At 60.2% G+C, this 25,055-nt stretch carries 20 protein-coding genes; 14 read left to right on the forward strand and 6 right to left on the reverse strand.

The genetic code is table 11. The features are described 5' to 3' along the window. Positions 1 to 3: 3 nt before the first annotated feature. The 3 genes from PY650_RS01675 to PY650_RS01685 all read right to left on the reverse strand — a co-directional run bounded on the left by PY650_RS01675 (position 4) and on the right by PY650_RS01685 (position 3,493). Complete coding sequence (locus PY650_RS01675; RefSeq protein ID WP_285877341.1) at positions 4 to 552, reverse strand: DUF1254 domain-containing protein; 549 nt, start codon at positions 550 to 552, stop codon at positions 4 to 6. Next, positions 545 to 1,132, reverse strand: coding sequence for a DUF1214 domain-containing protein (locus PY650_RS01680; protein WP_285877342.1), 588 nt, complete (start codon positions 1,130 to 1,132; stop codon positions 545 to 547). The genes PY650_RS01675 and PY650_RS01680 overlap by 8 nt, the downstream gene beginning before the upstream one ends. 153 nt (positions 1,133 to 1,285) lie before the next feature. Beyond that, a complete protein-coding gene (locus tag PY650_RS01685) occupies positions 1,286 to 3,493 on the reverse strand; it encodes a transglycosylase domain-containing protein (protein ID WP_285877343.1) in 2,208 nt (735 codons plus the stop codon). 165 nt (positions 3,494 to 3,658) lie between these two features. On the opposite strand from PY650_RS01685, the gene PY650_RS01690 reads away from it, so the two are divergent. After that, positions 3,659 to 4,144 carry a YcgN family cysteine cluster protein gene (locus PY650_RS01690; RefSeq protein WP_285877344.1) on the forward strand — a complete coding sequence of 162 codons (486 nt, stop codon included), beginning with the start codon at positions 3,659 to 3,661 and terminating at the stop codon, positions 4,142 to 4,144. Here the strand turns inward: PY650_RS01690 and PY650_RS01695 are convergent. Continuing rightward, on the reverse strand, positions 4,122 to 4,451 hold the full coding sequence (locus PY650_RS01695) for an MmcQ/YjbR family DNA-binding protein (protein ID WP_285877345.1): 330 nt from the start codon (positions 4,449 to 4,451) through the stop codon (positions 4,122 to 4,124). The genes PY650_RS01690 and PY650_RS01695 overlap by 23 nt on opposite strands. A 159-nt stretch (positions 4,452 to 4,610) precedes the next feature. Between PY650_RS01695 and PY650_RS01700 the strand changes: the two genes are divergently transcribed. From PY650_RS01700 to PY650_RS01760, 13 genes are all read left to right on the forward strand, one after another. Continuing rightward, a complete protein-coding gene (locus PY650_RS01700; protein WP_285877346.1) occupies positions 4,611 to 4,919 on the forward strand; it encodes a Dabb family protein in 309 nt (102 codons plus the stop codon). 574 nt (positions 4,920 to 5,493) lie between these two features. Continuing rightward, positions 5,494 to 5,742, forward strand: a complete 249-nt coding sequence (locus tag PY650_RS01705; protein WP_285877347.1) for a hypothetical protein — start codon at positions 5,494 to 5,496, stop codon at positions 5,740 to 5,742. A 136-nt stretch (positions 5,743 to 5,878) separates the two neighbouring features. Next, positions 5,879 to 6,550, forward strand: a complete 672-nt coding sequence (locus PY650_RS01710; RefSeq protein ID WP_120703601.1) for a response regulator transcription factor — start codon at positions 5,879 to 5,881, stop codon at positions 6,548 to 6,550. Beyond that, complete coding sequence (locus PY650_RS01715) at positions 6,540 to 7,937, forward strand: sensor histidine kinase (protein ID WP_285877348.1); 1,398 nt, start codon at positions 6,540 to 6,542, stop codon at positions 7,935 to 7,937. Before PY650_RS01710 ends, PY650_RS01715 begins: the two co-directional genes overlap by 11 nt. A gap of 91 nt (positions 7,938 to 8,028) precedes the next feature. Further along, complete coding sequence (locus PY650_RS01720) at positions 8,029 to 8,460, forward strand: RT0821/Lpp0805 family surface protein (RefSeq protein WP_285877349.1); 432 nt, start codon at positions 8,029 to 8,031, stop codon at positions 8,458 to 8,460. A 98-nt stretch (positions 8,461 to 8,558) separates the two neighbouring features. Beyond that, on the forward strand, positions 8,559 to 9,707 hold the full coding sequence (gene ccmI / locus PY650_RS01725; protein ID WP_285877350.1) for a c-type cytochrome biogenesis protein CcmI: 1,149 nt from the start codon (positions 8,559 to 8,561) through the stop codon (positions 9,705 to 9,707). Then, complete coding sequence (gene ccmE / locus PY650_RS01730; protein ID WP_285877351.1) at positions 9,704 to 10,153, forward strand: cytochrome c maturation protein CcmE; 450 nt, start codon at positions 9,704 to 9,706, stop codon at positions 10,151 to 10,153. Before ccmI ends, ccmE begins: the two co-directional genes overlap by 4 nt. Further along, positions 10,150 to 12,138: a heme lyase CcmF/NrfE family subunit gene (locus PY650_RS01735; protein ID WP_285877352.1), complete on the forward strand. Its 1,989-nt coding sequence runs from the start codon at positions 10,150 to 10,152 to the stop codon at positions 12,136 to 12,138. Before ccmE ends, PY650_RS01735 begins: the two co-directional genes overlap by 4 nt. Beyond that, on the forward strand, positions 12,135 to 12,590 hold the full coding sequence (locus PY650_RS01740) for a cytochrome c-type biogenesis protein (RefSeq protein WP_285877353.1): 456 nt from the start codon (positions 12,135 to 12,137) through the stop codon (positions 12,588 to 12,590). Before PY650_RS01735 ends, PY650_RS01740 begins: the two co-directional genes overlap by 4 nt. A 176-nt stretch (positions 12,591 to 12,766) precedes the next feature. Beyond that, entirely contained in the window at positions 12,767 to 14,323 is a 1,557-nt protein-coding gene (locus tag PY650_RS01745) for a Do family serine endopeptidase (protein WP_285877354.1), read from the forward strand. Positions 14,324 to 14,431: 108 nt separating this feature from the next. Then, a complete protein-coding gene (locus tag PY650_RS01750; protein ID WP_432761472.1) occupies positions 14,432 to 15,190 on the forward strand; it encodes a response regulator transcription factor in 759 nt (252 codons plus the stop codon). Further along, positions 15,187 to 16,596, forward strand: coding sequence for a sensor histidine kinase (locus tag PY650_RS01755; RefSeq protein ID WP_285877356.1), 1,410 nt, complete (start codon positions 15,187 to 15,189; stop codon positions 16,594 to 16,596). The genes PY650_RS01750 and PY650_RS01755 overlap by 4 nt, the downstream gene beginning before the upstream one ends. 149 nt (positions 16,597 to 16,745) lie before the next feature. Beyond that, positions 16,746 to 19,706, forward strand: coding sequence for a bifunctional [glutamine synthetase] adenylyltransferase/[glutamine synthetase]-adenylyl-L-tyrosine phosphorylase (locus PY650_RS01760; RefSeq protein WP_285877357.1), 2,961 nt, complete (start codon positions 16,746 to 16,748; stop codon positions 19,704 to 19,706). A gap of 1 nt (position 19,707) precedes the next feature. Here PY650_RS01760 and PY650_RS01765 read toward each other — a convergent pair whose 3' ends face one another. Both PY650_RS01765 and pepN read right to left on the reverse strand, forming a co-directional pair. After that, a complete protein-coding gene (locus PY650_RS01765; protein ID WP_285877358.1) occupies positions 19,708 to 22,023 on the reverse strand; it encodes a PAS domain-containing sensor histidine kinase in 2,316 nt (771 codons plus the stop codon). A gap of 230 nt (positions 22,024 to 22,253) precedes the next feature. Next, entirely contained in the window at positions 22,254 to 24,902 is a 2,649-nt protein-coding gene (pepN, locus tag PY650_RS01770) for an aminopeptidase N (RefSeq protein WP_285877359.1), read from the reverse strand. Between the last annotated feature and the right edge of the window lie 153 nt (positions 24,903 to 25,055).

Raw genomic sequence — 25,055 nt, forward strand, 5'->3', positions numbered from 1 at the left:
ATCTCACTGCCCGCTGAACTCATCGCATCCGGCTCCGGACAAGAAATCCCGGGCTGCGTCACCAAAACTCGCCTGGGGTGCCAAGGTGCGCAGCACCACATAACCCTCCGCGCGTGGAGCCTCTACCAGGATCGACTGTGCAAGTGATGGTGGCAGCGCCTTGCGGATTCCTGTGAGCTGGATCGGTGAGGCGATCAGCAAATCCAGCATTCCGCCGACAGAGGTCCGGTCGCTCATGCTGAACACCTCGTTCGATGCCGCGTCATAGACCGAGAGTGACCAGAACGGCACCTTCCCCTTGGCCGTCAGGCGGATCGGTTGGGTGCTGATGTCAAAGGCGCAGACGGCCGTGCGGATATACGGATCGCTGTTGGAAAGCCCCGCATCGTCATTCTTATCGTCCAGCGTATAGAAATGGTTCTCGTCGCCTTCGTCCTCGACGCGGGTATAGGCGTCGCGGTCGGAAAAATGCGGTAGCGAGAGGATGATGATGACATGCAACAGTGCCGCACCAAGTACGCCTGTTAGGACGGCGAAGACGATCCTAAACATGGCCGCACCCGATTTTTACGAGCTTCGGCATGGACAGATCGATGAGGCCGGAATTGCCGGCTGCAGGCGAGTCCAAAAGCGTCCACACCAGACGGAAGCTACCGGAGGCCGGCGGTGCCAGCCAATTGCCTGCCTGGGCATCGGGCGAAACGGTGATGGTGAAGCTCGAATCCGGATTGCGCAGCACGACCCATGAATTGAGCGCGGACGGCCGGCCGGGAGATGGGTCGAGCGGCTCGCCGTCACTGCCCGCGATGAACAGGGTCCATAGCCGCGCCGGAGGTGTCTGGCCGCTGATGCGATAGCTGCAGCCAGCGGTCAACGGCGCGCCGGAATCGTCATCGGAGGCGGTGAACACCAGCCCCTCCGCGCTGCCATAGAGCAACCGCCCGGCGCGGGCGCGATGCGATTTCGCATAAGGGTCGGCGTCGACCGTGTGCATTTCCGGAAATGCCTGCCACACACCGAGCTTAATTGCCCCGAAACCGGAGGTCGCGTCCAGCGCAAAAAGCGTGAATAATATCCCCCCGCCGAAGGCGATCAAAAGCGAAAGCGCAACAAGAAGGGGAACCCGGAACACCTTAAGATCGTCCTCATGACCAATCAGAGGGCGATTTATCCCTGATTCTGACGGATGGGGGAAGTGCAGGCGATTGATTGCGGACCTCGCCACACCAAAAGAAGCGGCACTACCTTGGTTCGGAATTGGCGCGCATAAAACGGACAGCGCAATCTACTTGGCCTCGGCCACCTTCTGTGCCGCGAGCGGCGCAGCCGCCTTCAGCTTCTCGCCGATATCGCGCAGGATCCTCGTGGAGTCCACCGATAGCGAGCGCGGCCGGATGAGTGGAGGCAGGGGATTGTCGGCCGGCGTCTGGGCTTTCTTGGCGGCCACCGTCTGCGGTTTTTGCACCGGGAAGGGGTTGTCGATGCCGGGGATCGGTTTCAGCACGATGCCCTGGTGGGCATAGTCCATGATCTTCTTGAAAGTCATCGCCGGCAGCGTGCCGCCCGTCATGTTGTTGGTGGACGTATAGTCGTCATTGCCGAACCAGACTGCGCAGGTGTAGTTGCCGGTGAAACCGATGAACCAGGCATCGCGATAGGCTTGGGTCGTGCCCGTCTTGCCGCCCATGACGATGCCATGGTCGAGGGCTGCCTTGCGCCCGGTGCCGACGATCGGAATCTGTGTCAGCATCTGGGTCATGTAGGAATTGGCTTTTTCGGAGAGTACCCGTTTGGCCGGCGGCTCATCGCGATTGAAGTCGTAGAGCACCTTGCCGTCATAGCTCATGATCTGCGCGATGGCGTGGCGGCGCGATTGCATGCCGTCCGCCGGGAATACCGAATAGGCCGTTGCCTGATCGAGTACGGTTACCTCCGAGGTGCCGATCGGAATGGTCTTGTCGTTGCGGATCGGGGTTTCCACGCCCAAGTTTTTCGCCATGTCGCGGATCGGCTGGATTCCGAATTTTTCTTTGGCGAGGCGCACCGGAACAGTATTGATCGACTGAGCGATCGCCTGCGTCAGCGTCACCTTTCCCTCATAGCGGTTTTCGTAGTTGTGCGGGCTCCAGTTGCCCCAGGTAATGGGCGCATCGATGATGGTAGATGTCGGCGTCATGCCGCTCTCCATGGCGACCGAATAGGTGTAGATCTTAAAAGACGAGCCCGGCTGGCGCAGTGCCTTGGTGGCTCGGTTGAACTGGCTTTCGCCGTAGTCCCGGCCGCCGACCATCGCGCGCACCGCGCCCCCGTTTTCGATCATGACGCTCGCGCCCTGCGAGGCGTGATAGCGCTCGCCATATTCCATCAGGCTGGATTCGATCGAATCCTCCGTGGCCTTCTGCAGGCCCATGTCGATGGTCGTGCGGACGATCAGCGATCGCTGCGGAAAGCGAGTGGCAAGACGCTGTACTTCGTCGAAAGCCCAGTCGAGGAAGAAATCCGGTGATTCAATCTGCGCACGATCGACGACCGAGGCGGGGTTGCGCCTGGCAGCGATAACTTGTCCCTCGGTCATCAACCCGCTTTGTACGAGGTTGGTCAGGACATCGTTGGCGCGGGCGCGCGCGGCCGGCAGGTTGACATGCGGCGCATATTTCGCGGGTGCCTTAAACAGGCCGGCCAGCATCGCCGCCTCGGCCAGATTGACGTCGGTAATGCTTTTGCCGAAATAGAACTGCGCTGCTGCTGCTGCGCCGAAGGTTCCGCCGCCCATATAGGTGCGGTCGAGATAGAGGCTGAGGATTTCCTTCTTGGAGAGATTGGCCTCCAGCCAGATCGCGAGGAAGGCCTCCTTGATCTTGCGGTCGATCGAGCGCTCGTTGCTGAGGAAAATATTCTTGGCAAGCTGTTGCGTCAGCGTCGAGCCACCCTGGACGACACCGCCGGCTTGAGCGTTGACCGTCAATGCCCGAAAGAGGCCGAAGATATCGATCCCGAAATGGTCGAAGAAGCGTCGGTCCTCAGTCGCCAACACCGCTTTGATAAAATAGTCCGGCAATTGGTCCACCGGCACTGAGTTCTCATGAATAATGCCGCGGTGACCGATGACATTGCCGTAGCGATCGAGGAAGGTGACGGCGAAATTGCCGCGATTGCGCCAGTCCCCCTGCGTGGCTTCGAACGCCGGCATGGCGAGCATCAGCATGACGATGGAACCGGCGGTACCGAGCGTCAATCCCTCGCCGAGTAGTTCGAAGAGGATGCGCCACCAGCCGCGGGCTCGAAAACGCCGGAAGAAAATGGTTGTGTCTTCCCAGAATTCGGCGAGGCGAAATCCCGCGTTCCATAAAGTGGAGTCGATCCAGGAATCGATGCGCAGAAAAAAATGTCGCTTCCGGCGCGGCCGCTGCTCCGCTTGGCCTTCCGGCTGCGCATCAGGCTTGGTCTCTGGCCCGTTCTCTGGCCCGTTCTCTGGGTTGGATGGGTCTGCCACGCTCTACTTCCCGACCACAATGCTGCCTCGCGCCTTCCCTAAGGATACGCAAAGCCTATCCTCTCATAGATTGGCGGATTGAATAATTGGTTGATTTAGGGAAAAGAACAAGAGACATGCATGCCGCAGCTCGCATTTCCCTCGCGAGCTGCGAGGACAACGACGATGGACGATACCCCTTTCTGGAAAAACAAGACACTGACGGAGATGAGCACGCCCGAATGGGAGAGCCTCTGCGATGGTTGCGGTCTCTGTTGTCTCAACAAGATCGAGGAGTGGGATACAGGCGACGTCTATTTCACCTCGATCCGCTGCAAGCTGATGGATGGCGAAAGCTGTCGCTGTACCAGCTATCCGAACCGCTGGGATTTTGTGCCCGATTGCGTGCAACTGACGCCGGAAAAAGTTCCGGAGCTGGAATGGCTGCCGCCCACCTGCGCCTACCGCCTCGTCAACGAGGGGCGCGACCTCTACTGGTGGCATCCGCTGGTATCGGGCGATCCCGAAACGGTTCATATAGCCCGCGTCTCCGCTCGTGGTCGTACGGTCAGCGAAAACGATGTCGATCTCGATGATTTCGAGGATTACATCGTTGACTGGCCGTTGACGGTGGAAGATGACATGGAAGTTAGTCCTCCAGTAGGGTCATAGATTTCGGCGCCGCATTGCGCCACGCCTGTCGCACGAGCGCGTGTATCGTTTCGTCATCCACGATAGGATGGAAAATCCGCGTCCAGCCCTTGAGCCCCCAACCACCCGGCACGGCGAGGATATGCTCCGACACTGTTGCCAGCACTATCTGCTGCTGATCGGGCGTCAGCTTGACAACGCAGAACTCCAGGCTCGGAAGCGTCAGGAAAATCTTCCCGCGAACGCGAAAATCCCGGTTTTTGAAATGCGAACTCTCCACCGTTTCCGGCAGGCTGAGCGCAAAGGCAACAAGGTCGTCGTTGATCATGGTTGCAACACTAGCATAGCAATCAACTGCGCTGTAGGAATCCGCTCCACTTAGCCTCGCGCGACGAAACGGCAGCCCGGCGGGGCGGGCTACTCGTTGAAATAATCAGGCACGCATGCTATCGCGCCATGCCTTCGCATGTGCAAAAGGAGCTTCCGCGTGATCCGCCACATCGTCTTCTTCACCGTTCCCGATCGCGCCAATTTTGACGCCGTCCGTTCCGGCCTGTCGATCCTCACGGCCATTCCACATGCGCGCCTCTTGGAGATCGGTACAAATGTGAAGACCGATCAGCTGGGCACTGATGTCGATCTTGTGGTCTACGGCGAATTCGATGATGAAGCGGCTCTTGCCGCCTACAAGGCACATCCGAACTACCAGCTTTCCATCGAACGGGTCCGCCCGCTGCGTGAGGTGCGGATCGCGGCGGATTATGAGAGCACAACGGCAGCGCGTGAGCCGGTATAGAGGGTGCTTCGCAGCGAACACAGCTTTTCGGCAATCTTTTCAAAAGATTGGATAGTCCCGCAGAATCAAATTCACCTCTCTTGGATTCATCGCGTGAAGTTCCTGACTCAACTTCTCACGTCTTCGATTGAACGCTCGAAAACGCGACGGTAAATGATTCAAAAGACTCAACAAAACAGCCGTGCTTTACGTGCGTAAAACACTTGAAGGCCAGTTGCATCGGCCGATAAAGCATCGCCGATCATCGCGAGCCTATGAGTTAATGATAATCAAGAAAGATTAAAAATGACTAACTTTTGGCTTGCTCTCGCAAGCCTGTGTCGAGCGCAAACGTCAACCGGCACGGATAGACAATGATCGCGATCACCGTGTGCGTCATCGACACGGTGCGCGGCTGGGGTTCGGTGCATCTGGCGAACCGTCGCCTCCAGGTCGAATTAACGCAAGGACTTAGAGGGTATGGACAGCTGCGCGCACGTTCTGCGCGTGGAAAATTGCGGCCCATTCATTTGCCATTCAGACGCATTTGGGTAAATATTCGCTCAAGTTAATGTCCCCGTGGGAAGTCTGAATAATGGCATCATTCTTGAGCATAGCAGCAGCGGCCGCCGTAATGGCCGGCTCGGCTGTTCTGCCGGCGCCGACGCCGACCCTGGTGGCGCGTACGAACGGCGACTGCAGCGAGGCTGCCGCCGAAGTCGTTGCCAAGACCGGGGGGCAGCTCCTTTCCGCACAGCCGTCAGGCGATAGCTGCGTCATTACCGTTCTCGTCCAGGGCAATGGCCAGCGGCCGCGCAAGGTGACGATGAAAGTGCCGATGTAGGTGGAAACAGTTTCACACCGACACGCGAGGAACACTCTAACGCTTTGAATCTCACGCAAAATCTTTATGGCCGAGCGATTCCACTCGGGCCTGATTTGCAGTACTATTTCTCGAACCGGGGAAATTGGGTTGAAACATGCGCATTCTCATAGTCGAAGACGATATCAATTTGAATCGCCAACTCGCCGAGGCCCTGAAAGAAGCGGGTTATGTGGTCGATACCGCCTTTGACGGCGAGGAGGGGCATTTCCTCGGCGAGACTGAGCCCTACGACGCGATCATCCTCGATATCGGCCTGCCGGAGATGGACGGGATAACCGTTCTGGAGAAATGGCGTGGCGCAGGCCGGGGAATGCCGGTTCTGATCCTGACGGCTCGCGACCGCTGGAGTGACAAAGTCGCCGGTATCGATGCCGGTGCCGACGATTACGTCGCCAAACCTTTCCACGTGGAAGAAGTGCTGGCTCGCATCCGGGCGTTGATCCGCCGTGCCGCCGGCCACTCTTCGTCTGAAATCATCTGCGGCCCGGTGCGCCTCGATACCAAAAGCTCGAAGGCCACGGTCGACGGCAAGCCGCTGAAGCTCACCTCTCATGAATATCGGCTGCTCGCCTATCTCATGCATCACAAGGGTGAAGTCGTGTCGCGCACAGAGCTGGTCGAGCATATGTACGATCAGGATTTCGATCGCGATTCCAATACGATCGAGGTTTTCGTCGGCCGTCTGCGCAAGAAGATGGGTGTCGACCTGATCGAAACTGTCCGAGGTCTCGGCTACCGCATCCAAGCGCCGACCAATGCGAATTAAGTCGCTAACCGCTCGCGTTCTGCTGTTGACCACACTCTGGTCCGCCGTGGCGCTGGTGGTGATTGGCCTTGTCATATCGAATATCTATCGCAAGAGCGCCGAACGCGGTTTTCAGGATCTCTTGAGGGCGCAGCTCTATAACGTCATCAACTCGGTCACGATCGGCGATCAAGGGGCGCTGTCCGGCAGCCCGCAGCTTGGCGACCTGCGTTTCGCCCAGCCGAAGACCGGTTGGTACTGGATGGTCGAACCGCTCGGTACCTACACGGCAACGCCGTTGGTTTCCCCCTCGCTCGGCGCCTCGAGCTTGCCTGTTCTTTCGGTGCTGGAAGCGCCTTTCGACAAGAATTACGAGCGCTACTACATCGTCACCGACGCCTTCGGAAACCGGGTGCAGGTCGCCGAGACCGAGGTCGTGCTCGACACCGACGGTCGCGCCGCGCGCTTCCGCGTCACCGGCAATGTCGCCGTGGTGGAGGACGATGTCCGCAATTTTTCCCACAGCCTCTATTTCGCGCTTGTGGGCTTCGGCGTCGGCAGTCTTGTCGTCAACGCGCTCGCCATTCTTTATGGTCTCAAGCCACTCGATAAGGCGCGCGCGGCGCTGGAACGCATCCGCGCCGGCGAGAGCGAGCGATTGCAGGGGGAATTCCCGCGTGAAATCCTGCCGCTCGCCAACGAGGTCAACGCGCTGATCGATAGCAACCGCCGCATCGTCGAGCGGGCGCGCATGCAGGTCGGCAATCTCGCCCATTCGCTGAAGACGCCGATCGCGGTCCTGCTCAACGAATCCCGCGTGCTGGAGCGCTCGCACGGCGATCTCGTCAAGAACCAAGCCGAGGTCATGCAGGGGCAGGTGCAATCCTATCTCAACCGCGCGCGCATCGCCGCGCAACGCGAATCCGTGCTGGCTCGCACCGATGCGGAGCCAGCGTTGGAGCGGCTTGTGCGCGTCATGCGTCGGCTCAATGCCGATAAGGAGTTCGAGCTTTCCGTTTCACCCAACCTGTCGCTTGCCATGGAGCAGCAGGACCTGGAGGAAACGGTAGGCAATCTTCTGGAAAATGCCGCTCGCTTTGCCGAGCGCAAGGTGCGCATTGCGGCCAATGAGGCGCCGGCGGAGGTGAAGGGCATCGATCCGGCGCGACGTCACTGGGTGGAACTGGTGGTCGAGGACGACGGCCCGGGCCTGGAGCCGGATCAGATCCGCGAGGCGATGAAGCGCGGCCGCCGGCTGGATGAAAGCAAGCCGGGCACCGGCCTCGGTCTGTCGATCGTCAGCGAAATCACCAACGAATATCAGGGGCGGCTGGAATTGTCTCGCGGCTCCTGGGGTGGACTTCGCGCCAGCCTAATTCTACCGGGGGTGACAAAGGATGTTGCGTGATGTCCGGCATGATGCCAGAAACATGCGGTGCGCCATGGTGATGCCGCATCGCAGTACCTCTAGTTTTACTCGTTGATACTGGTTCGGTTGTATGAAGCTTCGCAACTTTTTTCTTATTGCTGCATCCCTTTTTGTCGCCATCGTCCTTTCCGCCTGCTCGGCCACGAGCGGCAAGGGTGGCGTCACCGGCTTTCTCTCTTCCGGCAAACCGGCCGCCTCGACGCGCTATATCGCGGCCTTAGAGGGCGGCATCGTCGGCCGCACCGGCATCAAGCTCAGCGACAACGACAAACAACGGGCGTTGGAAGCAGAATACAGGGCGCTGGAAACAGCCCCGCTCGGCCAGCCCGTCGCCTGGACCGGCAAGAACGTCATCGGCGAGGTCGTGGCCGCAGCACCTTATCAGGTTGGTTCGCAAAATTGCCGCCAATATACCCACACGATCACCGTCGACGGCAAGTCCACCCAGGCGAGGGGCGCTGCCTGCCGCAACGACGACGGCACCTGGACGCCATTGAACTAGAATTCCGCAATCTTGAAAAACGCGGCTAAACGCCTCAAATCTTCGTCAATGCGGCTTTGGCGGTTGGAATAAGCGCCCCGTTAAAGTATTGGGCGTCTATGCTGTTCTGGATTCTCGTGGCCGTACTGACGGCGATTGTCGGCGCCGTCCTGCTCTATCCCCTTCTGCGCGGAGCAAAGGTGGCTGAGGACGGTCATGCCGGCGAGGCTGCCGTCTATCGCGACCAGCTTCGCGAGCTGGACCGCGATGTCGCAGGTGGCCTGATCTCTCCGGAAGAGGCCGGCTACGCCCGCGCCGAAATCGGCCGCCGCCTTCTTGCCGTTTCGAACACCAAATCGGGTGCCGTGAAAACGCCGGCAGGCGGCTACCGCCTCTCGCAGGCTTTCATCATCGTCCTGCTGCCGGTCCTTGGCCTCTGTCTTTATCTTGTCAAGGGCAATCCCGGCTTGCCCTCCCAGCCGCTGGAAGCGCGCCTCGAAGGCCCCGGCAACGATCTCGCCATTTCGATTGTCAAGGTCGAACGGCATCTGGCGCAGCATCCGGACGACGGCAAGGGTTGGGAAGTGTTGGCGCCGATCTACTTCAAGACCAACCGCATCGGTGATGCCGAACTTGCCTATCGCAATGTCATCCGCCTGCTCGGTCCCAGCGCCGAACGGCTCGGCGGTCTGGGCGAGGTTCTGGTCATGAAGGCCGACGGCGTCGTGACGGCTGAGGCCCGCAGTACGATGCAGCAATCGCTGGCGCTCGATGCCGATAACCCCCGCGCGCTGTTCTACCTTGCCTTGGCACTGGAGCAGGATGGCAAGGCCGCGGAAGCAAAGACTGCCTTCGAGGCGCTGGCGAAGCAATCGCCCGCCGATGCCCCGTGGATGGCCGCCGTCAACGACCATATCGCAAAGAATGGCGGCACCGCTGAAATGGCCCAAGGTTCGGCAAACCCCAATGCACCGGGGAATCCGACTGCCGAGCAGGTTGCTGCTGCAAATGCCATGAACAGCGGCGACCGTCTGCAGATGATCCGTGGCATGGTCGAGAGCCTGGATGCCAAGCTCAAGGAAGATCCCAGGAATTTCGAGGGCTGGATGCGGTTGATCCGCTCCTATGCCGTCTTGAATGACAAGGACCGCGCGGTGGATGCATTGAAGCGCGGCCTGAAGGCTTTCCCCGCCGACGGCGGCGAAGGACAGCAGCTTTTGGCGCTGGCGAAGGAGCTGGGACTGCCAACGGGGGTGACGCAGCAATGACACGCAAGCAGAAACGTCTGGCTGTCATTGCCAGCGGCATGGGCTTCATCGCCGTCGCGGTACTGCTCGTCCTCTTCGCCTTCAGCCAGTCCGTGGCCTATTTCTACATGCCAGCCGATCTCGCCAAGAGCCCGGTCAGCGCCGGCACCCTGATCCGCCTAGGTGGTCTCGTCGGTGAGGGCAGTCTGGTGCGCGGCGCAGGAACGCAGGTTCAATTTTCCGTCACCGACGGCACCGATGCGATCAAAGTCAAATATAATGGCATCCTGCCCGATCTATTTCGCGAGGGGCAGGGGGTGGTCACCGAAGGCAGGTTCGAGCAGGGCAGCGACGTCTTTGTTGCTGACAGCGTACTTGCCAAGCATGACGAGCGCTACATGCCGAAGGAAGTCGCCGACAAGTTGAAGGCGGATGGCGTCTGGAAGGGGGAGGAAGCAGGCCAATGATCATCGAGCTAGGACACTATGCTCTGGTGCTGGCGCTCGCGACGGCGATCATCGTCTCCATCATTCCGGTGATCGGCGCGCGGCGGGGCGAATTGTCGATGATGGACATCGCCCCGGTCGGCGCCGTCGTCATGTTCGCGTTGGTCGCCTTTTCCTTCGGCGTTTTGACCTATGCCTATGTCGCGTCCGATTTCTCCGTGCTGAACGTCTGGGAGAATTCTCATTCGTTGATGCCGCTGATCTTCAAGATCTCCGGCGTCTGGGGCAATCATGAGGGGTCGATGATGCTCTGGCTGCTGATCCTGGCGCTGTTCAGCGCCTTGGTGGCGCTGTTCGGGCGCAACCTACCGGACACGCTGCGCGCCAATGTACTAGCCGTGCAGTCCTGGATATCGTCGGCCTTTCTGCTCTTCATTCTCCTGACCTCCAATCCGTTTCTCCGTCTCGATCCTGCCCCGGCGGAGGGCAAGGACCTTAATCCGGTGCTGCAGGATATCGGTCTGGCGATCCACCCGCCGCTGCTTTATCTCGGTTATGTCGGGTTCTCCGTCTGCTTTTCCTTCGCCATCGCCGCTTTGCTCGAAGGTCGCATAGACGCCGCCTGGGCGCGCTGGGTACGTCCCTGGACGCTTGCGGCCTGGACGTTCCTGACGCTGGGCATCGCCATGGGTTCTTATTGGGCCTATTACGAACTCGGCTGGGGCGGCTGGTGGTTTTGGGATCCGGTGGAGAACGCCTCCTTCATGCCGTGGCTCGCCGGCTCGGCGCTCTTGCATTCCGCCTTGGTGATGGAGAAGCGCGACGCGCTGAAGATCTGGACGGTTCTCCTGGCGATCCTGACCTTCTCGTTGTCGCTGCTCGGCACCTTCCTGGTGCGCTCTGGCGTGCTGACCTCAGTGCATTCCTTCGCCAGCGATCCTACGCGCGGCATCTTCATCCTCTGCATCCTCTTCGTCTTCATAGGCGGTGCCTTGGCGCTCTTTGCCTTCCGCGCACCACGACTGGCAGCCGGCGGCCTGTTCGCGCCGATCTCGCGCGAGGGGTCGCTGGTGCTGAACAATCTCATCCTGACAGTCGCCTGTGGTACGGTTCTGACAGGCACGCTTTATCCGCTAGCACTGGAGACGTTGACCGGCGACAAGATTTCGGTCGGCCCGCCCTTCTTCAACATGACCTTCGGCCTGCTGATGACGCCCATCCTGATCGCGGTCCCCTTCGGCCCGCTGCTTGCCTGGAAGCGCGGAGATCTGCTCGGCGTGCTGCAGCGGCTTTATGTTGCCGCCGGACTTGCCTTGATCGCTGGCCTGACGCTGTTCTACGTCCGCCATGGCGGACCGCTGCTTGCGGTTTTCGGCCTGGCCGCCGGCTTCTTCCTCGTCTTCGGTGCGCTCGCCGAACTTTGGTATCGCGCCGGCATTGGCACAGTGGCGGGCAATGTCGCGTGGCGACGGCTGATTGGCCTCCCGCGCTCGGCGTTCGGAACGGCGCTTGCCCATGCCGGGCTCGGCATCACCGTGCTCGGCATCGTCGCCGTCTCGACATTCCAGACTGAAAACATCACCGAGATGAAACCGGGCGGTACGGCCGAGCTCGGCGGCTATGCACTGCGCTTTGAAGGCATTCAGCCGGGTGTGGGTCCGAATTACACCGAGGATCGCGCTCGCTTCACAGTTAGTCGTGGCGGCACCGCCATCGCCAGCGTCTCGTCTTCCAAGCGTCTCTTTACCGCCAGCCGCCAGGCGACGACCGAAGCGGGCATTCTGACGCTGGGCCTGAGCCAACTCTACGTCTCGCTCGGCGATCCGACCAAAGATGGCGGCATGGTCGTGCGCATCTGGTGGAAACCCTTCATCATCTGCATCTGGGGCGGCGCCATTGTCATGGCGCTCGGCGGCTTCGTCTCGCTCAGCGACCGCCGCCTGCGCGTCGGCGCGCCGAGCCGCAAAGCGAAGCCCGCCCGACCGATCATGGAGCCGGCGGAATGATCCGGCGATTGCTCCTGGCCCTGGCGCTGCTCTTCTTTGCTGCCCCCGCCTTCGCCGTCAATCCGGACGAGGTGCTGCCCGACAAGGCCCTCGAAGCGCGCGCACGAACGATCTCGGCTGAGCTGCGCTGCATGGTCTGCCAGAACCAGTCGATCGACGATTCGAATGCCGATCTTGCTCGCGACCTGCGCTTTTTGGTGCGCAAGCGCCTCGTCCAAGGCGATAGTGACCAGCAGGTGCTCGACTATATCGTTTCTCGCTACGGCGAGTTCGTGCTGTTGAAGCCGCGGCTCAGCGAAAAGACGCTGTTGCTCTGGGGCGCGCCGGCCGCGCTCTTCGTGCTCGGTGGGCTTGCTCTTATCCTCTATGTCCGACGTGGCGCCGGCAAGCCGACGGGCACGCGGTTGACGGCGGAGGAAGAGGCGCGCCTCAACGATATCCTCGGCAAGTAATGTTGCGCGAGAAGTCGTCTTTATCCGCCCGAAAACATTATTTCGCTACATTACGGATTTTTCATCGGTCGGACAGTTCGCTGTAAGGTCGGAAGTCCTATATCTTTCCATAACCCACCTTTGCCGGTTTCCCGGCAGAAGAAAAATCGGACGAGAGAAGAGAAGGTAACTCGCATATGTTCAGGAATATCAAGGACGTTTTGTCCCGTAGCACCGCTATGAAAGCTTCTGTCGTCGCCGGCCTCGCTGTCGCTGCCCTCGCCACCGGCGTTCCGGCTCAAATCAGCCGTTCCTATGCCGACGCCGTCAACGTCCAGGCTCCGCAGGTTCCGAGCTTCGCCAATGTCGTCGACGCCGTGTCTCCGGCAGTCGTTTCCGTTCGCGTCGAATCGCGTGTCAATCCGGTCGCCGATGAAGACGATTCTTTCGGCCTTGGCCGCGGCTTCGATGAACTGCCGGACGATCATCCGCTGAAGAAGTTCTTCAAACAGTTTGAACAGCAGCAGGGCCACAACCAGCAACAACAGGGCCAGCAGAAAGGCCAGCAGGACAATAAGGGTCGTCTGCGCCCGGTTGCCCAGGGCTCCGGCTTCTTCATTTCCGAAGACGGTTATCTCGTCACCAATAATCACGTCGTTTCCGACGGCGCGGCTTTTGTCGTGGTGCTCAATGACGGCACCGAACTCGATGCCAAGCTGGTCGGCAAGGACCCGCGCACCGACCTCGCCGTTTTGAAAGTGGATGGCAAGGGTAAGAAATTCACCTATGTCAATTGGGCCGATGACAACAAGGTTCGCGTTGGCGACTGGGTCGTTGCCGTCGGCAACCCCTTCGGCCTCGGCGGCACGGTCACTGCCGGCATCGTCTCGGCTCGTGGCCGCGACATCGGCTCTGGCCCGTATGACGACTTCATCCAGGTTGACGCAGCCGTGAACCGTGGCAACTCGGGCGGCCCGACCTTCAACCTCAACGGCCAGGTCGTCGGCATCAACACCGCCATCTTCTCACCATCGGGCGGCAGCGTCGGCATTGCATTCGCAATCCCCGCCGATACCGCCAAGAACGTCGTAGCCACCCTGATCAAGAGCGGCACTGTCTCGCGTGGCTGGCTTGGCGTGCAGATCCAGCCGGTGACCAAGGATATCGCCGAATCCCTCGGCTTGTCCGAGCCGAACGGCGCGCTCGTCGTATCCCCTCAGGACGGTTCTCCGGGTCAGAAGGCCGGCATCAAGAACGGTGACGTTGTAACCGCCGTCAACGGCGACCCGGTCAAGGACCCGCGCGATCTCGCCCGCCGTATCGGCGCGCTGCAGCCGGGCACCAAGGTCGATGTCTCGCTGTGGCGTGACGGCAAGGCTCAGTCGGTTACTGTCGAACTCGGAACGCTGCCGGCCGATCAGAATCAGGCTTCGAACGACGACAATTCTCAGCCAGCCCAGCCGCCGCAGCCGTCCTCGGAAAAGGCGCTTGCCGATCTCGGGCTCACCGTCGGTCCGTCCGATGACGGCAAGGGTGTCGCGATCACGGCGGTCGATCCAGACTCCGACGCTGCCGACAAGGGCGTGAAGGAGGGCGAGAAGATCACCTCGGTCAACAATCAGCAAGTCTCCAACGCCGGCGACATCGCCAAGGTTATCGCGGAGGCAAAGAAGGGCGGCCGCACTCGCGCGCTGTTCCAGATCCAATCCAACGACGGCAGCCGCTTCGTCGCTCTGCCGATCACCAACGGCTGATTTTTTCGGCCAATTGACGTGAATTGAGAGCCGCGCAGGCCACGGCTTGCGCGGCTCCTTTGCTTCAACGTGACTCTATCGACAAATGGCTTCCAGGGCAGATAGAAGATGACAACCGCTGGCCAACATGCTGTGAACTCCTGCGATTCTGGTTGTGCTGAGGCATCGCCGACAGGTAATGTCGCTCACATGAAGATTTTGATTATCGAAGACGATCTCGAAGCTGCCGCCTATCTCACCAAGGCGTTTCGCGAGGCCGGTATTGTTGCCGACCATGCGAGCGATGGTGAGAGCGGCCTCTTCATGGCCACCGAAAATGTCTATGATGTCGCCATCATCGACCGCATGTTGCCCCGCCGCGATGGTCTTTCCGTCATCACCGAGCTACGCCGCAAGGGCGTGCATACGCCGGTTCTCATTCTCTCCGCCCTTGGTCAGGTGGATGATCGCGTCACCGGCCTTCGTGCCGGTGGCGACGACTACCTGCCGAAGCCCTATGCGTTCAGCGAATTGCTCGCCCGCGTGGAAGTTCTCGGCCGCCGCAAGGGCACCCCGGAACAGGATGTGCTCTACCGTGTCGGCGATCTTGAGCTTGATCGGCTGTCGCACGAGGTTCGCCGCGGCGGCAGGGAGATACTTTTGCAACCGCGCGAGTTCCGCCTACTCGAATATCTGATGAAGAATGCAGGCCAGGTGGTGACCCGCACGATGCTTCTCGAAAACGTCTGGGACTACCATTTCGATCCGCAGACGAACGTTATCGACGTTCACGTCTCGCGCCTGCGTTCGAAGATCGAAAAAGACTTCAGCCAACCGCTGCTGAAGACGATTCGTGGCGCCGGCTACATGATCAAGGACGAGGGATGAGCCGCTTTCGCGTCCTCTTCAAGTCCACAGCAGTCCGCCTGTCCGCCCTTTATATCCTTCTTTTTGCACTCTGTGCAGCGACTCTTGTCTTCTACGTATCGGCCATGTCGGAGCGGTTGCTGACCGGGCAGATCCGTGATGCCGTGCAGCAGGAGGTCAATCAGGTTAAGCGCGCTTACGACGTCGGCGGCTTGAATCTGCTGCTGCGCACGATGGAGCGCCGCGCGCGACAACCTGGCGCCAACCTCTATGTCATCGCCAGCCCCTCCGGCGATATCCTTGCCGGCAACGTCGCTTCGGTGCAGCCTGGCGTCCTCGGCGAAGCCGGTTGGACAGAATTGCCATTCATTTATGAGCGCTACACGGACTCGGGCACCACCGACCCCGAACGGCGGCATCTGGCGATCGCCAATATCTTCCTCCTCGACAATGGTTTGCGCATCCTGATCGGCCGCGACCTTGGCGAGCCGGAGCGCTTCCGCGTGTTGGTGCGCCAAGCCCTGATGCTAGCTCTGGCGATCATGGGCCTCGGCGCGCTCGTTATCTGGTTCGGTATCGGCCGCAACGCGCTGAAGCGTATCGACCGCATGACCGATGCCAGCCGCAAGATCATGGCTGGCGATCTGTCACAGCGGTTGCCGGTCGGGGGCTCCGGCGACGAATTCGATCGCATGTCGACATCGCTGAACACCATGCTGGAGCGCATCGAAAAACTGAACGAAGGCTTGCGGCAGGTTTCCGACAACATCGCCCACGACTTGAAGACACCACTGACGCGGCTACGCAACAAAGCGGCGGACGCACTCGACAACGCCAACAGTGACGGCCGGCGTGTCGCACTGGAAGGCATTATCGGCGAATCCGACCAGTTGATCCGCACTTTCAATGCGCTGTTGATGATCTCACGCGTCGAGGCAGGTTCGGTCGCCGCCGAGATGACGGGCGTCGATCTCTCCTCTATCGTCGCGGATACGGCCGAGCTTTATGAACCGGTCGCCGAAGAGGCGGGTCTGACGCTGACGACTGAGATCGAGCCCGATATCGAGGTGCAGGGCAATCGCGAGCTGATCGGCCAGGCGATCTTCAATCTGATCGACAATGCGGTCAAATATACATCCGGCTGTCCCGGCAAGCAGGCGGTCGTGCTGAAACTATCCCGTGCGTCCAACGCCGTGAACCTTGCTGTCGCCGATCATGGTCCAGGCATCCCTGCTCACCAGCGGACGGAGGTGGTCAAACGCTTCTTCCGCCTAGACGAGAGCCGCTCCAAACCGGGCACCGGCCTTGGTCTTGCCCTGGTGGAAGCGATCATGGAACTGCATGGCGGCCGGCTGGAACTTTGCGATACCGACCCGTCCAGCCTCGACACTCGCGGCTTGACCGTAACCATGATCTTCCCCACCTAGAAACAATAGATTAATCCTGCGCTATTGGATTGCTCCGTACATCATCTCTAAATCGGCTTCCGATTTTAGGGATCACACACCAATTCAAAGATGTTACTGCGTCTTTTGCCGGTCCAGTTGGACGCGCGACGCGGGTGGGAGAGAACTGCATGACGATAATGGCAAGCGATTTGCTACAGGATGTTTTGCCCGGGCGGCTTCGCCCGCTCAATCAGACGGAGCTGAAAGCGGCGCTCGCCGACCTCAAGGATATCGCCGCATCGGAACCGGCAATTGCCGCTCTTCTTGGGAACGACAGTCCCCTGCGCGATTTTATTGCCGCTGCATTGACACTCTCACCTTATCTTCGCGAGACCGCCAATCTCGAGCCGGCGCTGCTTGCCGCAGCCATTAGCAAACCGCTGTTGCCGCAGATCGAGGTGCTTGTGGCCGATGCCCGTCGTGTCTGGCTGCCGGCGCATAACGATGCATCGTCGCCCTCGGAATCCGAGGTCATGAGTGGTTTGCGCATCGCCAAGCGCCGCGCCGCCTTCCTGATTGCGCTTGCCGATCTCGCTCGCATCTTTGACGGGCGGGCAACGACGCGCTGGCTGAGCGCTCTTGCCGAAGCCTCGATTTCGGCAGCGATCGACCATCTGCTGCTATCATCGCATGAGGCCGGCAAGATTACGGTCCGCGACCCTTGCGCACCGAGCCGCGGCTCCGGCCTTATCGTGCTCGGCATGGGCAAGCTCGGTGCCGAGGAGCTGAATTACTCCTCTGATATTGATTTGGTCGTATTCTTCGACGAGATGGCCGGAATTGTTCCCAATCCCGAGGATGCGATCGAGATCTTCCCGCGGCTGATGCGCCGACTTGTGCGCATATTGCAGGAGCGCAGTGCGGACGGATACGTCTTCCGAACCGATCTTCGCCTGCGCCCCGATCCGGGGTCTACGCCGCTTGCCATCCCCGTCGATGCGGCAATGATCTATTACGAGGGCAGGGGGCAGAATTGGGAGCGCGCCGCCTTCATCAAGGCGCGTGCCGTCGGCGGCGATATAGCGGCCGGCCAAGCCTTTATTCGCGATCTCGTGCCCTTCGTCTTCCGCAAATATCTCGATTACGCAGCGATATCGGACATCCATTCGATCAAGCGGCAGATCCATGTGCACAAGGGCCATGGCGCGATCGCCGTCAAGGGCCACAACGTCAAGCTCGGCCGCGGCGGCATCCGCGAGATCGAGTTCTTCGTGCAGACACAGCAACTGATCGCCGGCGGCCGCATGCCGGCGCTGCGTTGCCGTGCCACAGAGGAAACATTGGCGGAGCTGACCAAGGCAAAGTGGATCGACGCGGAAACGCGTGACGAATTGACGGAGGCCTATTGGTTTCTGCGGGATGTCGAGCATCGCATCCAGATGGTGCGCGACGAGCAGACGCATCTGCTTCCCGAAACGGATGGCGAGCTGAAGCGGATCGCCTTCATGATGGGCTTCGCCGATCTATCCAGTTTCTCAGAGGCGCTCGTTGCCAAGCTGAAGACGGTCGAGCGGCGTTATGCACGTCTATTCGAGCAGGAGGCCAAGCTTTCGACCGAGACCGGCAATCTTGTCTTCACCGGACAGGGCGACGATCCCGACACCTTAGAGACGCTGCACCGTCTCGGCTTTGAACGTCCTTCCGCTATTTCCCATGTCATTCGCACATGGCACTATGGTCGCTACCGCGCCACGCAATCGGTCGAGGCGCGGGAGCGGTTGACCGAATTGACGCCGGAGCTGCTGCGCGTATTCGGCGAGAGCAAGCGGGCGGATGAGGCGCTGCTGCGTTTCGACAGTTTCATCTCCGGCCTGCCGGCCGGCATCCAGCTTTTCTCGCTGCTCAGCACAAATCCGGCGCTGCTTTCGCTCATCGTCAACATCATGTCGTCAGCGCCGCGGCTCGCCGAAATCATCGCCGCCAAGCCGCATGTCTTCGACGGTATGTTGGACCCAGGGCTGATGGCGGAACTGCCGACGCGCGACTATCTGGCCGAGCGCATCAACAGCTTTCTGGCGCCTGCGCAACATTACGAGGAGGTGCTGGACCGGCTGCGCATCTTCGCCTCGGAGCAGCGCTTTCTGATCGGCATTCGTCTGCTGACGGGCGCAATCGGCGGCGCCATGGCTGCCCGCGCCTTCACCTATCTTGCCGATCTGATCGTCGAGGCGGCGTTGAATGTCGTGTTGAAGGAGATACAGGCCGCACATGGTGATTATCCCGGCGGCCGCGTCGCCGTCGTCGGTATGGGAAAGCTCGGCAGCTTCGAGCTCACCGCAGGTTCGGACATCGATATCATCCTGCTCTACGACTACGACAATGAAGCCGGCGAATCCACCGGGCCAAAGCCGCTTGACGCCACGCGCTATTTTACCCGCATTACCCAGCGGCTCATTGCGGCGCTCTCAGCGCCGACGGCGGAGGGCGTGCTCTACGAGGTCGACATGCGCCTGCGTCCTTCCGGCAACAAGGGGCCGGTCGCAACGCGCATCAACTCCTTCGAGAAATATCAGCGCGGGGAGGCCTGGACCTGGGAGCACATGGCGCTTTCTCGGGCGCGCCTGATTTGCGGCGATGAGGAGCTGGAGCTGAATGCGGAGCGGATCATCGGCGAAGTGCTCTCCTCACGGCGCGATATCCCGAAGATCGCCAAGGATGTCGCCGAGATGCGCGAGCTGATCGAGCAAGAAAAGCCGCCCGTGAGCATTTGGGACCTGAAGCTTAATCCCGGTGGGCTGATCGATATCGAATTCATCGCGCAATATCTGCGGCTGATCGCGCCCGCCCGAGGTGTTGGAATCGATGCCAATGGCCTCAGCACCGGCGAAGCGCTGAAATTGCTCGGCGGCAGCCTTATGGATCGCAACGATCTCGACCTCTGCCTGGAAGCGTTGCATCTTTATACCGAATTGTCGCAGTTGGTACGGCTCTGTGTCGACGGACCGTTCGATCCGGACAAGGCACCCTCCGGACTGATCGAGCTCGTCTGCCGCGCCGGAGATTGCCCCGATATTCGTACGCTGGAAGCGGAACTGAAGCGCCTTTCGAAAGCGGTGCGGAAAGTCTTCCAGTCGGTTGTAACAGCCTAGCTCAACCCAGGTCCGGGATGCGAATGGCGATCGCGGTGCCTATGCCTTCGCGCGAGCGGATGCGCATGCGGCCGCAATGCAGCGTCGTCAGCGACCTTGAAATGGCTAGCCCGAGGCCCGAGCCTCCCTTGCTCTTGGCGTATTGGTTTTGCACCTGCTCGAAGGGCTGACCGATCTTGCTGAGTGCAGATTTTGGTATGCCGATGCCAGTGTCGGCGATCGTCAACATCACCGCGTCCTCGATCTTGCGCGCGCGCACTGCGATGCGGCCGCCGTCATTAGTGAACTTCACGGCGTTGGAGAGGAGATTGAGCAAGATCTGCTTCATGGCGCGGCGGTCGGCGGTCAGCTTTATGCCAGAGGAGATGCGCTGTTCGACGAGGATGTCCTTGCAGGCGGCCGGAATGGCGGTGAAGCGTAGGCATTCCTCAATCAATGGCGCAAGATCGATGCGCTCGCAGGAGAGATTGAGGTGGCCCGCCTCGATCTTGGACATATCGAGAATGTCGTTGATGACGTTCAGCAGATGCTTGCCGCTGTCGTGAATATCCTTGGCGTATTCATTGTATTTCCCCGAGCCTAGCGGACCGAACATCTGGTTTTGCAGGATTTCGGAGAAGCCTAGGATGGCATTGAGCGGCGTACGCAACTCATGCGACATGTTGGCGAGGAATTCCGATTTGGCCTTGTTGGCGGCTTCGGCGCGTTCCTTTTCGGCGAGATAGTTGGTGTTGGCGGTCGAAAGCTCTGCCTTCTGTCGCTCGAGGATCTGACGGGAGGCGGAGAGATCGTTGATCGTCGCCATAAGCCGGCGCTCGGAGTCGCGCAGACGCTCCTGGTTGCGCTTCAATTGGGTGATGTCGGTGCCAACGGAAACGAGGCCGCCGTCGCGGGTGCGGCGTTCGTTGATCTGCAGCCAGCGCTCGTCGGCAAGCTGCACTTCCGTCGTCTGCGAGTGGTTGGAGCGGTCGGGGTCGACGATTCGCCGCTCGATGACGGGGCGGGCTGCGGCGGCGTTGACGACGGTGCGTTCGGTGCCCGGCACCAGCACCTTGTCCGGCAGGCCATAGGCCTGCTGGAAATGGGCGTTGCACATCACCAGGCGGTCGTTCTTGTCCCAGAGCACGAAAGCTTCTGACGTGCACTCGATCGCGTCCGCCAGGCGCTGATCGGCCTCAGCATAGCGCTGCGCCAGCCGATGCTGCTCAGTGACGTCCATGGCAATGCCGATCATATGAACACTGCCGGAATTGGTGCGGATGACCTGGGCGCGGGCGCGCATCCAAACATAGTGCCCTTTAGCATGACGAATGCGCAGGATTTGATCCACTTGACCGGCTTTGCCGAGGGTGACCGACCGGGCCAGCATATGAAGGCTATTGTCGTCAGGATGCATCATCCGCGCCGCATCGCTGAAGGACAGCGGCCGATCGGCGGCCGGTAGGCCAAGCATGTCATACATTGACCGAGACCAGAAGAACTCGCGGCTGGCGAAATCGAAATCCCAGAGACCGCAGCGGCCGCGCGACAGAGCGGTTTCGACGCGAAGATTGGATTCGAGGAAGATCTCGTCAGCATCGCGAGCCCGTTTCACTTGGGTGTAATAGGCGTAGAGGACGACGAGAAGGATGGAAGAGATGCCGGCGAAGAGCGTGACATTCAGTGTCAGCTCATCGCGCCAGAGCTTGTCGATCTGCTCCATCGAAGCGGCGGAGAGGACGAAATCGCCCTTGTCCCCGATCAACGAAATCGCCGCATAAAAGGGCTCGCCGTCGATCATCGTCTCGATCACGCCGGCATGGTCGCCGAAACTTCTGATGGTGGAAACCTCTGGGAAGAAGTCGGAGATCCTCAGGCCGATATAGGCGGAGCCGGCGGCCGATGAGCCAAAGACGCGGCCGCTCGCCTGTACGAGGAGCACGAATGCGCCGGTGTCGAGCCGATCTTGCGGAAGGTAAGTTGCGAGTTTCTTTTCGGCGCCGTTGCGATCGCCGGTCTGGAACAGGCTGGCATCATTGGAGAAGGCAGCGGAAGCCGCAGCGATTGAAAGCGATGTCGTCCGGCGTGCGGCCGCGGTCATCCGACCGTGCTCCATCATCATACCGAAGAAATGCGATGCCGCAACGATCATCAGAAAGGAGACGATGAGCACGGGAATGACCCGCTTCAGAATATGTTCCGCCTGCGGAAAGCGGCGAGAAATGGTCTCCGCCCGCATTCCCGCTCGATCGGTAACACCGCTATGCCAGGATTTCAGACCGTCGAAATTAACACGCAGCCGCCCATCGGCCGCGGTCGCCCGCCGCACGTCCACCATCGCTCTAGCCTTGTCCCTCGTGTGATTCGCTGCGCCGCTCGCCCGAATCTGTCCTAATGAATCACTCGTGATTCGCGTTGTCCAGAGGTAGCGGTAAAACTTTCTTAACCATATGCGATTTCATCGCTTTTTGTGCTCGCAATGGTAAGCTCGCGGATGTCATGGACTCGTTGTGGCTGAATAGACGGGTGCAAATCACCCGTCTTGAGCGCCTATAAGCAAGGAGAAAATCACTCCTTGAGGATGCGATCCACAATATCGCGAACGTCGGTCGAAAGGGCGCCGGCGCGTTCGATTTGCATCAAAGCGGAGCGGGCGTGATCGGCGCGAACAGGCTCCAGCAACCGCCAGGAGCGCATTGAGGTCAGGATGCGCGCCGCCAACTGCGGGTTGCGCTGGTCGATATCGAGGATTTCCTCAGCCAGGAAGCGATAGCCGGCGCCGTCGGCGCGGCCGAAGCCGGTGGGATTGGCGAAGGCGAAAGTGCCGACAAGGGCTCGCATGCGGTTCGGATTGGTGCGCTTAAAAAGCGGCATTTCCATCAGACCCTGGATGCGCTCCAGGGTTGCCGCGCCCGGAATGGCCGCCTGGATGGCAAACCACTTGTCGATGACCAGCGCGTTTTCCGCGAAGCGATCATGGAAATTTTCGAGCGCGGCCTTGGCTTCCCCCGCTTCTGGGAAACGGTGAGCGAGGATGGTCAATGCGGCACTGAGATCGGTCATGTTGTTGGCGGCGTCATAGGCCGCCTTGGCGCGAGCCGGTGCATTGTCCGACTGCGACAGATAGGTGAGCGCGGCATTACGCAACGCTCTCCGCCCGGCGCTGGCCGCGTCCGGGCTGAAGGGGCCGGGCGTTTGCATGCTGTCGAAAAGTGCGGCGAAGACGTCTTGTCCGGCTTCGGCGATCAGCGCGAGGATCGCCTGGCGACCGGCATGGATTGCGTCAGGATCGTTATTGCCGCCGAGCTCACGGGCAATATCGGCTTCGCTCGGCAGGGCGAGCGCCTGAGCGCGGAAGGCGGGCTCCAGGCTCTCGTCGTTAGCCGCAGCCAAAAGCGCATCGACGAAGGCTGCGTCGCAAGTAACCGGAACCCCCTGGCGCGCGTCGCGCGCGGCGGCAAGCAGGTTCGGCAGCCCAAGATCGATCAGCGCCTGCCAGCGCGCGAAATGATCGGCCTCATGACGAGCGATCAGCGCCAGATCCTGGGCGCTCTGGCTGAATTGCAGATTGATCGGCGCCGAAAAACTGCGGTTCAGTGACAGCACCGGTCGCGAAGGAATACCATTGAAAACCACGCTCTGTGCCCGCTCGGTCAGGTGCAGGACGTCGTCGGTTAGCTCCGCGCCGGTCACTGATGTCGGCGTTAGCATGGTACCGTCTTCGGCAAAAAGCGCCAGGCGCAGCGGAATGTGCATTGGCTCCTTGGTCGCCTGGCCGGGGGTTGCCGGCACCATCTGTTCCAGCGACAGGGTAAAGGTCTTGCCGCCGGCGTCGTAGCTGCTGGAAGCAGTCACCAGCGGAGTGCCGGCTTGATGGTACCAGAGTGAGAATTGCGTCAGGTCGCGGCCGCTCACATTCTCGAAAGACTTGATAAAATCTTCGATCGTCACAGCCTGGCCGTCGTAGCGATCGAAATAGAGATCCATGCCATTCTTAAACAGATCGCGGCCCAGGAGGGTGGCGATCATGCGAGTGACTTCGCTGCCCTTCTCGTAGACTGTTGTCGTATAGAAGTTGTTGATTTCACGATATTTCGTCGGGCGAACCGGATGGGCAAGCGGCCCGCCGTCTTCTGGGAACTGTTCCGATTTCAGATGGCGGACTTCGGCGATGCGCTTGACCGGGCGCGAACGTTGATCGGCGGAAAATTCATGGTCGCGATAGACGGTCAGGCCTTCCTTGAGGCAGAGCTGGAACCAGTCGCGGCAGGTGATGCGATTGCCGGTCCAGTTATGGAAATATTCATGCGCGATGATTGCTTCGATATTGGCGTAATCGGCGTCGGTGGCGATTTCCGGGTCGGCAAGGACATATTTATCGTTGAAGACGTTAAGGCCCTTGTTCTCCATCGCCCCCATATTGAAATCGGAGACCGCAACGATCATGAAGATGTCGAGATCGTATTCGCGCCCGAAGCGCTCCTCATCCCATTTCATCGAACGCTTGAGCGCATCCATGGCATAGGCCGCACGCGGTTCCTTGCCATGCTCGACATAGATCTTCAGCGCCACTTCGCGGCCGGACATCGTGACGAACGTATCCTCGACGACACCGAGGTCGCCGGCGACGAGCGCGAAGAGATAGCTCGGCTTCGGATGCGGATCGAACCATGCGGCAAAATGCTTGCCTTCGCCATAACCGGCGCCGCCAAGGAAATTGCCGTTCGACAGGAGCAGCGGATTGGCGGCTTTGTCGGCGATGATATTGACCGTGTAGGGAGCCAGTACGTCGGGCCGGTCAGGGAAATAGGTAATACGGCGGAAGCCTTCGGCCTCGCACTGTGTGCAATAGATGCCGCCGGTGCGGTAGAGCCCCATTAACTGGGTGTTGGCTTCGGGATTGATGACCGTCGTGATCGTTAGCTCGAAGGGCGCGCTTTCCGGGAGATCGCGAACAGTCAGGCTTTCCGCTGTCGCCACGTATTGGTGGGCCGGAACTTCCGCCTGATCGAGCAGCAGGCCTAAGAGGCTTAGTTCGTCACCGTCGAGCACAAGCGGCGCCTGCCGGTCGGTGTCCTCGCGGCGGTGAAAAATCAACCGCGCTTCGACCTTGGTCTCGGTCGGGTGCAGTTCGAAGGTAAGGTCCACGCGTTCCAGAACGAAGTCGGTGGGACGATAATCTGCCAGATACACGATCTGGCCGGTGTCTGTTCGCATGGTCTATCCTGATCAGGCTTGTACTGCGGCGGGCGGCATTGATCCGGAGCGACGCTCCGGATGGGAAATCCGCGCGCATCATTACATCGAAATCTGAACCAAAGTTAAAGTCATATCATCACGCCACTACAATTTGTGATGGCGAGGAAAGTA

It is taken from the genome of Martinezella calliandrae, assembly GCF_030272695.1.
GTDB lineage: Bacteria > Pseudomonadota > Alphaproteobacteria > Rhizobiales > Rhizobiaceae > Rhizobium > Rhizobium calliandrae.